Annotated in this window: 11 protein-coding genes; 8 read left to right on the top strand and 3 right to left on the bottom strand. The window is 61.5% G+C overall.

The genetic code is table 11. The features are described 5' to 3' along the window. Window positions 1–51: 51 nt before the first annotated feature. Window positions 52–1,344 carry a glycine-betaine demethylase subunit GbcA gene (gbcA, locus tag HXW87_RS00645; RefSeq protein ID WP_047297065.1) on the bottom strand — a complete coding sequence of 431 codons (1,293 nt, stop codon included), beginning with the start codon at window positions 1,342–1,344 and terminating at the stop codon, window positions 52–54. Window positions 1,345–1,626: 282 nt separating this feature from the next. On the opposite strand from gbcA, the gene gbcB reads away from it, so the two are divergent. Beyond that, complete coding sequence (gene gbcB / locus HXW87_RS00640) at window positions 1,627–2,727, top strand: glycine-betaine demethylase subunit GbcB (protein ID WP_041069889.1); 1,101 nt, start codon at window positions 1,627–1,629, stop codon at window positions 2,725–2,727. Between the two features lie 102 nt (window positions 2,728–2,829). Here the strand turns inward: gbcB and HXW87_RS00635 are convergent, their stop codons facing one another. Together HXW87_RS00635 and HXW87_RS00630 are read right to left on the bottom strand one after the other, a co-directional pair. Then, a complete protein-coding gene (locus tag HXW87_RS00635) occupies window positions 2,830–3,654 on the bottom strand; it encodes an NAD(P)-dependent oxidoreductase (RefSeq protein ID WP_182402791.1) in 825 nt (274 codons plus the stop codon). 167 nt (window positions 3,655–3,821) lie between these two features. Next, window positions 3,822–4,862: a low specificity L-threonine aldolase gene (locus HXW87_RS00630; RefSeq protein WP_016772826.1), complete on the bottom strand. Its 1,041-nt coding sequence runs from the start codon at window positions 4,860–4,862 to the stop codon at window positions 3,822–3,824. A gap of 126 nt (window positions 4,863–4,988) precedes the next feature. On the opposite strand from HXW87_RS00630, the gene HXW87_RS00625 reads away from it, so the two are divergent. The 7 genes from HXW87_RS00625 to purU all read left to right on the top strand — a co-directional run bounded on the left by HXW87_RS00625 (window position 4,989) and on the right by purU (window position 13,737). Further along, window positions 4,989–5,699 carry a TraX family protein gene (locus HXW87_RS00625; protein WP_182401623.1) on the top strand — a complete coding sequence of 237 codons (711 nt, stop codon included), beginning with the start codon at window positions 4,989–4,991 and terminating at the stop codon, window positions 5,697–5,699. Window positions 5,700–5,971: 272 nt separating this feature from the next. Further along, the gene (gene glyA, locus HXW87_RS00620) at window positions 5,972–7,225 is read left to right on the top strand and encodes a serine hydroxymethyltransferase (protein ID WP_041069902.1); all 1,254 of its coding nucleotides are present in this window, start codon (window positions 5,972–5,974) and stop codon (window positions 7,223–7,225) included. A 20-nt stretch (window positions 7,226–7,245) separates the two neighbouring features. Then, complete coding sequence (locus tag HXW87_RS00615) at window positions 7,246–8,496, top strand: sarcosine oxidase subunit beta (protein ID WP_003206307.1); 1,251 nt, start codon at window positions 7,246–7,248, stop codon at window positions 8,494–8,496. Between the two features lie 14 nt (window positions 8,497–8,510). Continuing rightward, window positions 8,511–8,840: a sarcosine oxidase subunit delta gene (locus tag HXW87_RS00610; protein WP_003228964.1), complete on the top strand. Its 330-nt coding sequence runs from the start codon at window positions 8,511–8,513 to the stop codon at window positions 8,838–8,840. Next, window positions 8,837–11,854 (top strand): sarcosine oxidase subunit alpha, encoded by a 3,018-nt coding sequence (locus HXW87_RS00605; RefSeq protein ID WP_182402789.1) that lies wholly within the window; start codon window positions 8,837–8,839, stop codon window positions 11,852–11,854. The genes HXW87_RS00610 and HXW87_RS00605 overlap by 4 nt, the downstream gene beginning before the upstream one ends. A 180-nt stretch (window positions 11,855–12,034) precedes the next feature. Continuing rightward, the gene (gene soxG, locus HXW87_RS00600; protein WP_239778313.1) at window positions 12,035–12,667 is read left to right on the top strand and encodes a sarcosine oxidase subunit gamma family protein; all 633 of its coding nucleotides are present in this window, start codon (window positions 12,035–12,037) and stop codon (window positions 12,665–12,667) included. Between the two features lie 212 nt (window positions 12,668–12,879). Further along, window positions 12,880–13,737, top strand: a complete 858-nt coding sequence (gene purU / locus HXW87_RS00595) for a formyltetrahydrofolate deformylase (protein WP_064589552.1) — start codon at window positions 12,880–12,882, stop codon at window positions 13,735–13,737. Window positions 13,738–13,865: the final 128 nt, after the last annotated feature.

Genomic DNA, 13,865 nt, shown 5'->3' with positions numbered 1-13,865 from the left:
TGTACACCGCCAGTCCCTGTGGGAGCGAGCTTGCTCGCGAAGCTTTTGCTTTTAGCCCTGAACCGGCACTCCCTTGAGGTACGGCGCAGGTTCCGCCCCGAGGTTGTTCAGCATCCGCTCGCTGTACCAGTCCACGAAGTTGACCACGCCAAACTCATAGGTCTTGGAGTACGGCCCCGGCTGATAAGCCGTGGAGTTGATCCCGCGCTGGTTTTCTTCGGCCAGACGCCGGTCCTGGTCGTTGGTCGCGTCCCAGACCTGGCGCATGCGTTCGACGTCGTAATCCACGCCTTCGACGGCGTCCTTGTGCACCAGCCATTTGGTGGTGACCATGGTTTCCTGGGCGCTGATCGGCCACACGGTGAACACGATGATGTGGTCGCCCATGCAGTGGTTCCACGAGTGCGGCAGGTGCAGGATGCGCATCGAACCGAGATCCGGATTCTTGATCCGGCCCATCAGCTTGGCGCAGCCCTGTTTGCCGTCCAGGGTCATCGACACGGTGCCCTTGAGCAGCGGCATGCGCACGATGCGGTTGCGCAGGCCGAAACTGGCGTGGGCGTAAGGGATTTTCTCGGCTTCCCAGGCAGCAGCAGACGCGGCAACGTGATCCTTGAACGCCTGGTCGGCGCGCGGGTCGGTGACGTCGTCCCATTCCAGCAGGGTTTTCAGCAATTCAGGGTGCGAGCCGCCGCAGTGGTAGCACTCGCGGTTGTTTTCCAGCACCAGTTTCCAGTTGGCCTTTTCCATCAAGGTGGTTTGCACCGCCACCTTGGTGTTCTCCATGTCGTACGGTTCCATGTAGTGGTTCAGCGTCGACAGGAAGTCATCGATGGCCGGCGGGTTTTCCGCCAGGCTGATGAAGATGTAGCCGCCGGCCGTCTTCACGTTCACCGGTTTGAGGCCGTACTGCTTCATGTCGAAGTCGGCGCCCATCTCGGTACCGGCGAACAGCAGGCGACCGTCCAGCTCGTAGGTCCACTGGTGGTAGTGGCAGACCAGTTTGGCAACCTTGCCCTTGTCGCTGGTGCACAGGCGCGAGCCTCGGTGGCGACAGACGTTGTGGAACGCATGCACCACACCCTCGGCGCCACGAATGACGATGATCGGGTTCTTGCCGATCTGCAGGGTGATGTAGTTGCCCTTGGCCGGGATCTCGCAGGTCATGCCGGCGATCAACCATTCCTTCTGGAAGATCTCCTGCATATCGATATCGAACAGGCGCTCATCGTTATAGAACGGCTGCGGCAGCGAAAAGGTACGTTCGCGCTCCTGCAGCATCTGTGCGGTGGCCTTGCGTGCGGGTTCCAGCGGGTCGCCCAGGCTGATTTTTGCGGTGTCCATCAATGTGATCCTCAAGGCCATCTGCGTGGCCGGCGAAAGTGGCTGATCAGGGTTGCTACGCAAGGTGTAAAGAAGTTGTCTTGGTGTGAGACGAGTGTGGGGCCGGCGCTGCCCGGAACCTTATCCATGGGCGACATGGTGCAATCTGTTCCCGACGCGCAACCCCCGGTGGTTGGGGGCTGGTCGCGATAAGTATGCCGATGTCGCGGATAGGTAAACGGGCGGTTCACGCTATACGCAGAATCGCCACATGAAGGCCGACAGTCGGCCGTGGAGAACAGCATGTCCAACAGCTTCCTGAATCCGGTCACCACCCAGACCTGGGCCAATGGCCGACACATCGTCCGTTGCGTCAAAGTCATCCAGGAAACCTGGGACGTACGCACCTTCTGCTTCATGGCCGACCAGCCGATCCTGTTCTTCTTCAAGCCCGGGCAGTTTGTAACCCTGGAGCTGGAAATCGACGGTCAGCCGATCATGCGTTCGTACACCATTTCCAGTTCGCCGTCGGTGCCGTACAGCTTCTCGGTGACCATCAAGCGCGTGCCGGGCGGCAAGGTTTCCAACTGGTTGCACGACACCCTGCATGAAGGCCAGGAGCTGGCGGTGCACGGGCCGGTCGGGCTGTTCAATGCCATCGACTTCCCGAGCCCGAAAGTGCTGTATCTCAGCGGCGGCGTGGGGATCACCCCGTGCATGTCGATGGCGCGCTGGTTCTACGACACCAACGCCAATGTCGACATGACCTTTATCCACAGCGCCCGCTCGCCGAAAGACATCATTTACCACCGCGAGCTGGAGCACATGGCGTCGCGGATCGACAACTTCAGCCTGCACCTGATCTGCGAGAAACACGGGCTGGGCGAACCGTGGGCCGGCTATCGCGGCTACCTCAATCACAAGATGCTGGAGCTGATGGTTCCCGACTTCCTTGAGCGCGAAGTGTTCTGCTGCGGCCCGACGCCGTACATGACCGCCGTCAAGCGCCTGCTCGAAGCCGCCGGTTACGACATGTCGCGTTATCACGAGGAATCCTTCGGCGCCACGCCACCGGAAGCCCGCGCCGACGCGGTGGAGCAAGCCGAACAGGCCGCCGAAGCACCGGAAATCGATGCGGCGGATCTGCATCAAGTCGAGTTCACCGCTTCCGGCAAGAGCATTCGCGTGGCCCCGGGCGAAACCGTGCATGCGGCGGCGGCCAAGCTTGGCCTGATGATCCCGAAAGCTTGCGGCATGGGGATCTGCGGCACGTGCAAGGTGATGAAACTGGGCGGCGAAGTGGAGATGGAGCACAACGGCGGGATTACCGAGGACGACGAGGCCGAGGGGTACATTCTGTCGTGCTGCAGTGTGCCGAAAGGCGACGTCAGAATCGAATTCTGAGCCGGATCCCTGTAGGAGCTGCCGAAGGCTGCGATCTTTAGATCCTAAAAACAAGATCAAAAGATCGCAGCCTTCGGCAGCTCCTGCAGGGGTTAGGTATTTTCAGTCGACGAACAAGTCGGGCATTAGGTGGGTCGTGCTGTCCGGATCAAATCGGTAGTGATCGAATTCGGTCACGCCGCTCTCGCGCAAAATCTCCTCATCTATCAATAACCGTCCGCTGATCTGTCGCCCGCTGCTGCTCAGAATCACATGCGCCGCATCCGCCATGATCGAAGGCAGGCGCGCATGCTTGAACGACTCGCGATTGCCCAACTGAAACTCGATCGCCGCCGTGGCAATCATCGTCTGCGGCCACAGCGAATTGACGCTGATGCCGTAACTGGCGAATTCCTCGCTCATGCCCACGGTCAGCATGCTCATGCCGTACTTGGTCACGGTGTAAGGGCTGTACTGGGCGAACCATTTGCTCGCCATATTCAGCGGCGGCGACAGGTTGAGGATGTGCCCGGCGGATTTCTTCAGATAGGGCAGGGCGGCCTGGCTGCACAGCAGCACCGCACGGGTGTTGATCTGGTGCATCAGGTCGAACCGCTTGAGTTCGATGTGTTGCACACCGGTCAACTTGATCGCCCCGGCATTGTTCACCAGCGCATCGATGCCGCCGAAATGTTCGTTGGCCTGGGCCAGCGCATGGCGCACCGCGTCTTCATCACGTACATCCAGTTGCAGCGCCAGGGCGTAGCCGCCGGCCGCTTCGACTTCTGCGGCGACGCTGTGGATGGTGCCCGGCAATTTCGGATGGGCTTCGGCGCTCTTGGCCGCAATCACGATATTGGCCCCGTCCTTCGCGGCCCGCAGCGCAATCTCACGCCCGATGCCACGGCTGGCGCCGGTGATGAACAGGGTTTTGCCTTGTAGCGACATGCCGATGCTCCTGCTTGTTGTTATGTGAGCGGAGGGCTCGACAGACAATGTAGACCAAGGAACATCGCAATCCCTGTAGGAGCTGCCGCAGGCTGCGATCTTTTGATTTTGTTTTTAAGATCAAGATCAAAAGATCGCAGCCTGCGGCAGCTCCTACAGAGGAAGAATCAGGCGGACATCACTTCGCGGATATCGCGCGCCAGTTCGCGCACACGTTCTTCTTCGGTGTCCCACGAGCACATGAAACGCGCGCCGCCCTTGCCGATGAAGGTGTAGAAGCGCCAGTTCTTGGCGGTCAGCGCGGCGATGGCCGGTTCCGAGAGTTGCAGGAACACGCCGTTGGCCTGCACCGGGAACATCAGTTCCACGCCCGGGATGTCGCTGACCAGCTCGGCCAGCAATTGCGCGCAGTGGTTGGCGTGGCGGGCGTATTTGAGCCAGGCGTCGTTTTCGAGGATGCCGACCCACGGTGCCGACAGGAAACGCATTTTCGACGCCAGTTGCCCGGCCTGTTTGCAGCGGTAATCGAAGTCTTCGGCCAGTTTGTGGTTGAAGAACAGGATTGCCTCACCCACCGCCATGCCGTTTTTGGTGCCGCCGAAGCACAGCACATCGACACCTGCTTTCCAGGTCAGGTCGGCTGGCGAGCAGCCGAGGAACGCGCAGGCGTTGGAGAAGCGCGCGCCGTCCATGTGCAGGTGCAGGCCCAGCTCCTTGCAGGTGGCGCTGATGGCGCGGACTTCTTCCGGGGTGTAGACGCTGCCGACTTCGGTGGCCTGGGTCAGGGTCACGACCCGTGGTTTCGGGTAGTGGATGTCCTGGCGCTTGAGCGCGACTTCGCGGATCGACTGCGGGGTGATCTTGCCGTTTTCGGTACCGGCGATCAGCAGTTTCGAGCCGTTGGAGAAGAATTCCGGGGCGCCGCATTCGTCGGTTTCGACGTGGGCGGTTTCCGAGCAGATCACGCTGTGGTAACTCTGGCACAGCGACGACAGCGCGAGCGAGTTGGCGGCGGTGCCGTTGAAGGCGAAGAATACTTCGCAGTCGGTTTCGAACAGCTTGCGGAAATGGTCGGCCGCGCGTGCGGTCCATTCATCGTCGCCATAAGCGCGCTGGTGGCCGTGGTTGGCCTGTTCCATGGCAGCCCAGGCTTCAGGGCAGATACCGGAGTAGTTGTCGCTGGCGAATTGTTGGCTCTTGTCGGTCATGGCCGGCTTCCGTGGTCGAGACTCTTGTGAAGGCTCGTGGTCAATGAGGGTGCGCACTTTACCGAAGATCTTCCGGGGAGCACACGGGATGTCGCTGTCAGAACTTTACAAGGATGCGAGCCGATTATGCACCTGAGCCAGCGCGACGGCGCACTCGATCTGCTCAAGTGGCTGGCGCTGCTGAGCATGCTGGTCGATCACCTGCGATATGTCGGGATCAGCGCCGATTGGCTGTATGTGCCGGGACGCATGGCATTCCCGTGGTTCTGTCTGGCGATGGCGGCGAACCTGGCCCGCGCCGGTGCACAGAAGACCGAGTGGCGCTATCTGGGCTGGTTGCTGCTGTTCAGTCTGGTCAGCGAAATTCCTTACCGCTTGTACATTCCCGATCCCGACACCTTGAACGTGCTGCCCACCCTGGCGCTCGGGTTGCTGGTGGCGCGGGGCTGGCAGGATCGTACGTTGTTGTCGCGGCTTTTGGGCGTGGGCGCCTTGCTGCTGGCGGCGTTGTTTGCGCAGTGGCTGATGTTCGGCATGTTTGGCGTGCTGTTGCCGCTGGCGCTGCTGTGGGTGATCCGTCGTCCCTGGTATTTTGGCGTGCTGCCGGGGTTGGTGTGTCTGGCGGGCAATCAGTGGCGGGTGCTGTATGAGGCGGCGGAGTTAGGCAATTACGTGGCGGTGTTTGGTATCGCGGCGTGTCTGATTGCGCCATTGCTCGGGATAGTCTTGTTGCGACATGCCGGATCCCTTCATCCATTGCCCATGCGCCGCTGGGCGTATGCGCTCTATCCCCTGCATTTCCTCCTGCTGCTCGCCATCCGTGCGGCATACACCTGACCCCTGTGGGAGCGAGCCTGCTCGCGAAGGCGGTCTGTCAGCCAACTTCCATGTCGGATGTGCCGGCCTCTTCGCGAGCAGGCTCGCTCCCACAGGGGATCTCCACGAATTCAATCGGTCATTTCGAGCCATGTCGTAAACGCACCTTTGTGTGGCGTCCGTAGGCATCTGGGCTGTCTGCGCCGGCCATACCATCGCATCAAAGGGCACCTCCGCAAGCCGCGTGCCTGACCAAGACGAAATGGCGCACCGACGCCGCTGGGAGAGACGCGATGTTCAGCAAGCAAGACCAGATCCAGGGTTACGACGATGCACTGCTGGCGGCGATGAATGCCGAGGAGCAACGTCAGGAAGATCACATCGAGCTGATCGCGTCGGAGAACTACACCAGCAAACGCGTGATGCAAGCGCAGGGCAGCGGCCTGACCAACAAATACGCCGAAGGTTATCCGGGCAAGCGCTACTACGGTGGCTGCGAGCATGTGGATAAAGTCGAAGCGCTGGCCATCGAACGCGCCAAGCAGCTTTTCGGCGCCGATTACGCCAACGTCCAGCCGCACTCCGGTTCCTCGGCCAACAGCGCCGTGTACCTGGCGCTGATCCAGCCGGGCGACACCATCCTCGGCATGAGCCTCGCTCATGGCGGTCACTTGACCCACGGCGCCAAAGTGTCGTCCTCGGGCAAGCTGTACAACGCGGTGCAGTACGGGATCAACACCGACACCGGGCTGATCGATTACGACGAAGTCGAGCGTCTGGCCGTCGAGTGCAAACCGAAGATGATCGTTGCCGGGTTCTCCGCCTACTCGAAAACACTGGATTTCCCGCGCTTCCGCCAGATTGCCGACAAAGTGGGCGCGCTGCTGTTCGTCGACATGGCCCACGTCGCCGGTCTGGTCGCTGCTGGCCTGTACCCGAACCCGCTGCCTTACGCCGACGTGGTCACCACCACCACCCACAAGACCCTGCGCGGTCCACGTGGCGGGCTGATCCTGGCCAAGTCCAACGAAGAGATCGAGAAAAAGCTCAACGCCGCGGTATTCCCCGGCGCCCAGGGCGGCCCGCTGATGCACGTCATCGCCGGTAAAGCGGTGTGCTTCAAGGAAGCGCTGGAGCCCGGCTTCAAGGCCTATCAGCAACAAGTGATCGATAACGCCAAGGCCATGGCCAGCGTGTTTATCAAACGTGGCTACGATGTAGTGTCCGGCGGTACCGACAACCACCTGTTCCTGGTCAGCCTGATCCGTCAGGGCCTGACCGGCAAAGATGCTGACGCCGCCCTTGGCCGCGCGCACATCACCGTCAACAAGAACGCCGTGCCGAACGACCCGCAGTCGCCGTTCGTGACCTCGGGCCTGCGCATCGGCACCCCGGCCGTCACCACGCGTGGCTTCAAGGTCGCCCAGTGCGAAGCGCTGGCCGGCTGGATCTGCGACATCCTCGACAACCTCGGTGACGCCGACGTTGAAGCGAATGTGGCCAAGAACGTCGCGGCTCTGTGCGCCGACTACCCGGTTTATCGCTGAGCGGTTTGGAGTAAATGACTATGCAACGCTATTCGGGCTTCGGCCTCTTCAAACACTCCCTCAGCCACCACGAGAACTGGCAGCGCATGTGGCGCACGCCAACGCCGAAGAAGGTCTACGACGTGGTCATCGTCGGCGGTGGCGGGCACGGTCTGGCGACCGCCTACTACCTGGCCAAGGAACACGGCATCACCAACGTGGCCGTGGTCGAGAAAGGCTGGCTGGGCGGCGGCAACACCGCGCGCAACACCACCATCGTTCGCTCCAACTACCTGTGGGACGAGTCGGCGCACCTGTACGAACACGCGATGAAACTGTGGGAAGGCCTGTCGCAGGATCTGAACTACAACGTGATGTTCTCCCAACGCGGCGTCTACAACCTGTGCCACACCCTGCAGGACATCCGTGATTCCGAGCGTCGGGTCAGCGCCAACCGCCTCAACGGCGTCGACGGCGAACTGCTCAACGCCAAGCAAGTGGCGGACGAGATCCCGTACCTCGACTGCTCGAAGAATACCCGCTACCCGGTGATGGGCGCGACCGTTCAACGTCGTGGCGGCGTTGCCCGTCACGATGCCGTGGCCTGGGGCTTTGCCCGTGCCGCCGACGCCTTGGGCGTGGACTTGATCCAGCAGACCGAAGTGATCGGTTTCCGCAAGGAAAACGGCGTGTGCATCGGCGTTGAAACCAACAAGGGTTTCATCGGTGCCAAGCGTGTCGGCGTGGTCACCGCCGGCAACTCCGGACACATGGCCAAGCTGGCCGGTTTCCGTCTGCCGATCGAATCCCACCCGCTGCAGGCGCTGGTGTCCGAGCCGATCAAACCGATTATCGACAGCGTGATCATGTCCAACGCGGTGCACGGCTACATCAGCCAGTCGGACAAGGGCGACCTGGTGATCGGCGCCGGTATCGACGGCTACAACGGCTACGGCCAGCGCGGTTCGTACCCGGTGATCGAGCACACCATCCAGGCCATCGTCGAGATGTTCCCGGTGCTGTCGCGGGTGCGCATGAACCGCCAGTGGGGCGGCATCGTCGACACCACGCCGGACGCTTGCCCGATCATTTCGAAAACCCCGGTACCGAACATGTTCTTCAACTGCGGTTGGGGCACCGGCGGCTTCAAGGCCACACCTGGCTCGGGCAACGTGTTTGCCGCGAGTCTGGCCAAGGGTGAAATGCACCCATTGGCAGCACCGTTTTCCATCGACCGTTTCCACAACGGCGCACTCATCGACGAACACGGCGCTGCTGCCGTCGCCCACTAACAGGAGAAATTCCCATGTTGCATATCTTCTGTCCTCACTGCGGCGAACTGCGCTCCGAAGAGGAATTCCACGCATCCGGTCAGGCGCATATTCCGCGTCCGCTGGATCCGAACGCCTGCACCGATGAAGAGTGGGGCGACTACATGTTTTTCCGCGACAACCCGCGCGGTCTGCACCACGAGCTGTGGGATCACGTCGCCGGTTGCCGCCAGTACTTCAACGTCACTCGCGACACCGTGACCTACGAGATTCTCGAAACCTACAAGATCGGCACCAAGCCGCAATTCACCGACAAGGCTGATACGGCAAAAACAGCCACGACGGCGCTGGGAGAGAAGGTATGAGCCAGACCAATCGCCTGTCCAACGGTGGACGGATCGACCGCAACAAAGTGCTGAGCTTCACCTTCAACGGTCAGAGCTACAAAGGCTTCGAGGGCGACTCGCTGGCCTCGGCACTGATCGCCAACGGCGTCGACATCATCGGCCGCAGCTTCAAGTATTCGCGCCCCCGCGGGATCTTCGCCGCCGGTGCCGAAGAGCCGAACGCCGTGCTGCAGATCGGTGCCACCGAAGCCACGCAGATCCCCAACGTGCGCGCCACGCAACAGGCGCTGTACCAAGGCCTGGTCGCCACCAGCACCAACGGCTGGCCGAGCGTCAACAACGACATGATGGGGATTCTTGGCAAGGTCGGCGGCAAGCTGATGCCGCCGGGTTTCTACTACAAAACCTTCATGTACCCGCAATCGTTCTGGATGACGTACGAGAAGTACATTCGCAAGGCAGCCGGTCTGGGCCGTTCGCCGACCGAAGTCGATCCGGACACCTACGACTACATGAACCAGCACTGCGACGTGCTGATCGTCGGCGCCGGCCCTGCCGGTCTGGCGGCTGCCCTGGCGGCTGCACGCAGTGGTGCGCGGGTGATTCTCGCCGATGAGCAGGAAGAGTTCGGCGGCAGCCTGCTTGATTCGCGCGAAAGCCTCGACGGCAAACCGGCGATGGAGTGGGTGTCCAGCGTCATCGCTGAATTGAAGAACACTCCGGACGTGCTGCTGTTGCCGCGCGCCACCGTTAACGGTTACCACGACCACAACTTCCTGACCATTCATGAACGCCTCACCGATCACCTCGGTGACCGTGCGCCGATCGGTCAGGTGCGTCAGCGCATTCACCGTGTCCGCGCCAAGCGTGTGGTGCTGGCGACCGGTGCCCACGAGCGTCCGCTGGTCTACGGCAACAACGACGTGCCGGGCAACATGCTTGCCGGTGCGGTCTCGACTTACGTGCGCCGTTACGGTGTGGCACCGGGCAAGAAGCTGGTGCTGACCACCAACAACGATCACGCCTATCGCGTGGCGCTGGACTGGCTCGACGCCAGCCTGCAAGTGGTCGCCATCGCCGACGCCCGCAGCAATCCGCGTGGTGCGCTGGTGGAAGAGGCCCGCGCCAAAGGCATTCGCATCCTCACCGGCAGCGCCGTGATCGAGGCCCGTGGCAGCAAGCGCGTCACCGCAGCCCGCGTTGCCGCGATTGACGTCAAAGCGCACACCGTGACCAGCCCGGGCGAATGGCTCGACTGCGACGTGATCGCCAGTTCCGGCGGTTACAGCCCGGTGGTGCACCTGGCTTCGCACCTCGGTGGCAAGCCGGTCTGGCGCGAAGACATCCTCGGTTTCGTTCCGGGCGAAGCACCGCAGAAGCGTGTGTGCGTCGGCGGCATCAACGGCGTTTACGGCCTCGGTGATTCGCTGGCCGATGGTTTCGAAGGTGGCGCACGCGCGGCCAGTGAAGCCGGTTTCGGTGTGGTCGAAGGCACGCTGCCAAAAGCCCTGAGCCGTCTCGAAGAAGCGACCCTGGCGCTGTTCCAGGTGCCGCACGAGAAGGGCACCTCGCGTGCGCCGAAGCAATTCGTCGACCTGCAGAACGACGTCACCGCTGCCGCCATCGAACTGGCGACCCGCGAAGGTTTCGAGTCGGTCGAACACGTCAAGCGCTACACCGCGCTGGGCTTCGGCACCGATCAGGGTAAGCTCGGCAATGTCAACGGTCTGGCCATCGCCGCCCGTTCGCTGAACGTGACCATCCCGCAGATGGGCACCACGATGTTCCGCCCGAACTACACGCCGGTAACCTTCGGCGCCGTGGCCGGTCGTCACTGTGGGCACATCTTCGAGCCGGTGCGCTACACCGCGCTGCATCAATGGCACCTGAAAAACGGCGCCGAGTTCGAAGACGTCGGTCAGTGGAAACGTCCATGGTACTTCCCGAAAAACGGTGAAGACATGCACGCCGCGGTCAAGCGCGAATGCAAAGCCGTGCGCGACAGCGTCGGCCTGCTCGACGCCTCGACCCTGGGCAAGATCGACATCCAAGGCCCGGATGCCCGCGAGTTCCTCAACCGCGTGTACACCAACGCCTGGACCAAGCTCGACGTGGGCAAGGCGCGTTACGGCCTGATGTGCAAAGAAGACGGCATGGTCTTCGACGACGGTGTGACGGCGTGTCTGGCCGACAACCATTTCGTCATGACCACCACCACTGGCGGCGCGGCTCGTGTGCTGCAATGGCTGGAGTTGTACCACCAGACCGAATGGCCGGAGATGAAGGTGTACTTCACCTCGGTTACCGACCACTGGGCGACCATGACCCTGTCCGGGCCGAACAGCCGCAAGCTGCTCAGTGCCGTGACCGACATCGATCTGGCCAACGAAGCGTTCCCGTTCATGACCTGGAAAGAAGGTCTGGTTGGCGGTGTGCCGGCGCGGGTGTTCCGTATCTCGTTTACCGGTGAACTGTCGTACGAAGTCAACGTCCAGGCCGACTATGCAATGGGCGTGCTGGAGAAAATCGTCGAAGCCGGCAAGCAGTACAACCTGACCCCGTACGGCACTGAAACCATGCACGTCCTGCGCGCCGAGAAGGGTTTCATCATCGTCGGTCAGGACACCGACGGCTCGATGACTCCGGACGACCTGAACATGGGCTGGTGCGTCGGTCGCACCAAACCGTTCTCGTGGATCGGCCAGCGCGGCATGAACCGTGAAGACTGCGTGAAGGATCAGCGTAAGCAACTGGTGGGCCTGAAGCCGATCGACCCGAATGTCTGGCTGCCGGAAGGCGCGCAACTGGTGTTCAACACCAAGCAGGCGATCCCGATGACCATGGTCGGCCACGTGACCTCCAGCTACGCGCACAACTCCCTCGGTTATTCGTTTGCCATGGGTGTGGTCAAGGGCGGTCTGAAGCGCATGGGCGAGCGGGTGTTTGCACCGCTGGCCGATGGCAGCGTGATCGAGGCAGAGATCGTTTCTTCGGTGTTCTTCGATCCGAAGGGGGATCGGCAGAACATCTGACAGCTTCGAACCCTGTGGTGTGGCGGATATCGCCTTCGCGAGCAAGCTCGCTCCCACAGGTTTCGGGTTGTTAATGGAATTTGTGTCAGGCATCAGTCCCCTGTGGGAGCGAGCTTGCTCGCGAAGGCGGCAGTGCAGCCACCACAAGGACCGGACCAACAGAATTGAGATAGGTGCTTTATGACCACAGCCAATGTTTACCAACAACGCCCGACCACCGGTGCCCGTGCCGAGTCGTCGCTGCACCATGCCGACCTCGCCAGCCTGGTCGGCAAGGGGCGCAAGAACGCCGGCGTCATCGTGCGTGAAAAGAAACTCCTCGGTCACCTGACGATTCGTGGCGATGGTCACGATGCCGCGTTCGCCGCCGGCGTGCACAAGGCCCTCGGCATTGAGTTGCCCGGCGCCCTGAGCGTGATCGTCAAAGGCGAAACCAGCCTGCAATGGATGGGCCCGGACGAGTGGCTGCTGATCGTGCCAAGCGGTGAAGAATTCGCCGCCGAACAGAAACTGCGCGAAGCGCTGGGCGACCTGCACATCGCGATCGTCAACGTCAGCGGCGGCCAGCAAGTGCTCGAACTGAACGGGCCGAACGTGCGTCAGGTGCTGATGAAATCCACGAGTTACGACGTGCACCCGAACAACTTCCCGGTCGGCAAAGCAGTGGGCACGGTGTTCGCCAAGTCGCAACTGATGATTCGCCACACCGCTGAAGACACCTGGGAACTGCTGATCCGCCGCAGCTTCTCGGATTACTGGTGGTTGTGGTTGCAGGATGCTTCGGCCGAGTACGGCCTCAGCGTGCAGGCCTGACCTGCTGTGACTGCTTTGTGGTGAGGGGATTCATCCCCGATGGGCGGCGAAGCCGCCCCAGACCAGTCGCTGCGGTTTATCTGTCAGTTCCCGTACACAGGTTTTGCGACTGCTTCGCAGCCGATCGGGGATAAATCCCCTCGCCACAAGCAGTTCAGCATAGCCACAGAGTTCACTCTGCTCACAGATGTTGAAACAGGAGTCACCGCACCATGAGCCGCGCCCCAGACACATGGATTCTGACCGCCGACTGCCCCAGCGTGCTCGGCACGGTGGACGCGGTGACGCGTTTTCTGTTCGAGCAGGGTTGCTACGTCACCGAGCACCATTCGTTCGATGACCGGCTCTCGGGTCGTTTCTTCATTCGCGTGGAATTCCGTCAGCCCGACGGCTTCGACGAACAGTCCTTCCGCGCCGGCCTCGCCGAGCGTGGTCAGGCGTTTGGCATGGTCTTCGAGCTGACTGCGCCGAACTACCGGCCGAAAGTGGTGATCATGGTCTCCAAGGCCGATCACTGCCTCAACGATTTGCTCTACCGCCAGCGCATCGGTCAGTTGTCGATGGACGTGGCGGCGGTGGTGTCCAACCATCCGGACCTCAAGCCGCTGGCCGACTGGCACCAGATTCCCTACTACCATTTCCCCCTCGACCCCAACGACAAGCCGTCGCAGGAGCGTCAGGTGTGGCAGGTGATTGAAGAGTCCGGCGCCGAACTGGTGATCCTCGCCCGCTACATGCAGGTGCTGTCTCCGGAGTTGTGCCGCAAGCTCGATGGCAAGGCGATCAACATCCATCACTCGTTGCTGCCGGGGTTCAAGGGTGCCAAACCCTATCACCAGGCCTACAACAAGGGCGTGAAACTGGTCGGCGCCACGGCGCATTACATCAACAACGATCTCGATGAAGGGCCGATCATCGCCCAGGGCGTCGAGGCCGTGGATCACAGTCATTACCCGGAAGATCTGATTGCCAAGGGGCGTGATATCGAGGGCCTGACTTTGGCCCGGGCCGTGGGTTATCACATCGAAAGACGGGTGTTTTTGAACGCCAACAGAACCGTTGTTCTTTAGATAGCTAAAAGATCGCAGCCTTCGGCAGCTCCTACAGGGGTATGCGATTCATGTAGGAGCTGCCGAAGGCTGCGATCTTTTGATTTACCGAGCACTTAACGCGCTGCCTGCCTGGGCAACGCGGTTCC

The organism is Pseudomonas sp. Y5-11 (genome assembly GCF_022368695.1).
Classification (GTDB): domain Bacteria; phylum Pseudomonadota; class Gammaproteobacteria; order Pseudomonadales; family Pseudomonadaceae; genus Aquipseudomonas; species Aquipseudomonas parakoreensis.
This window is presented reverse-complemented; position numbering and strand designations above follow the sequence as displayed.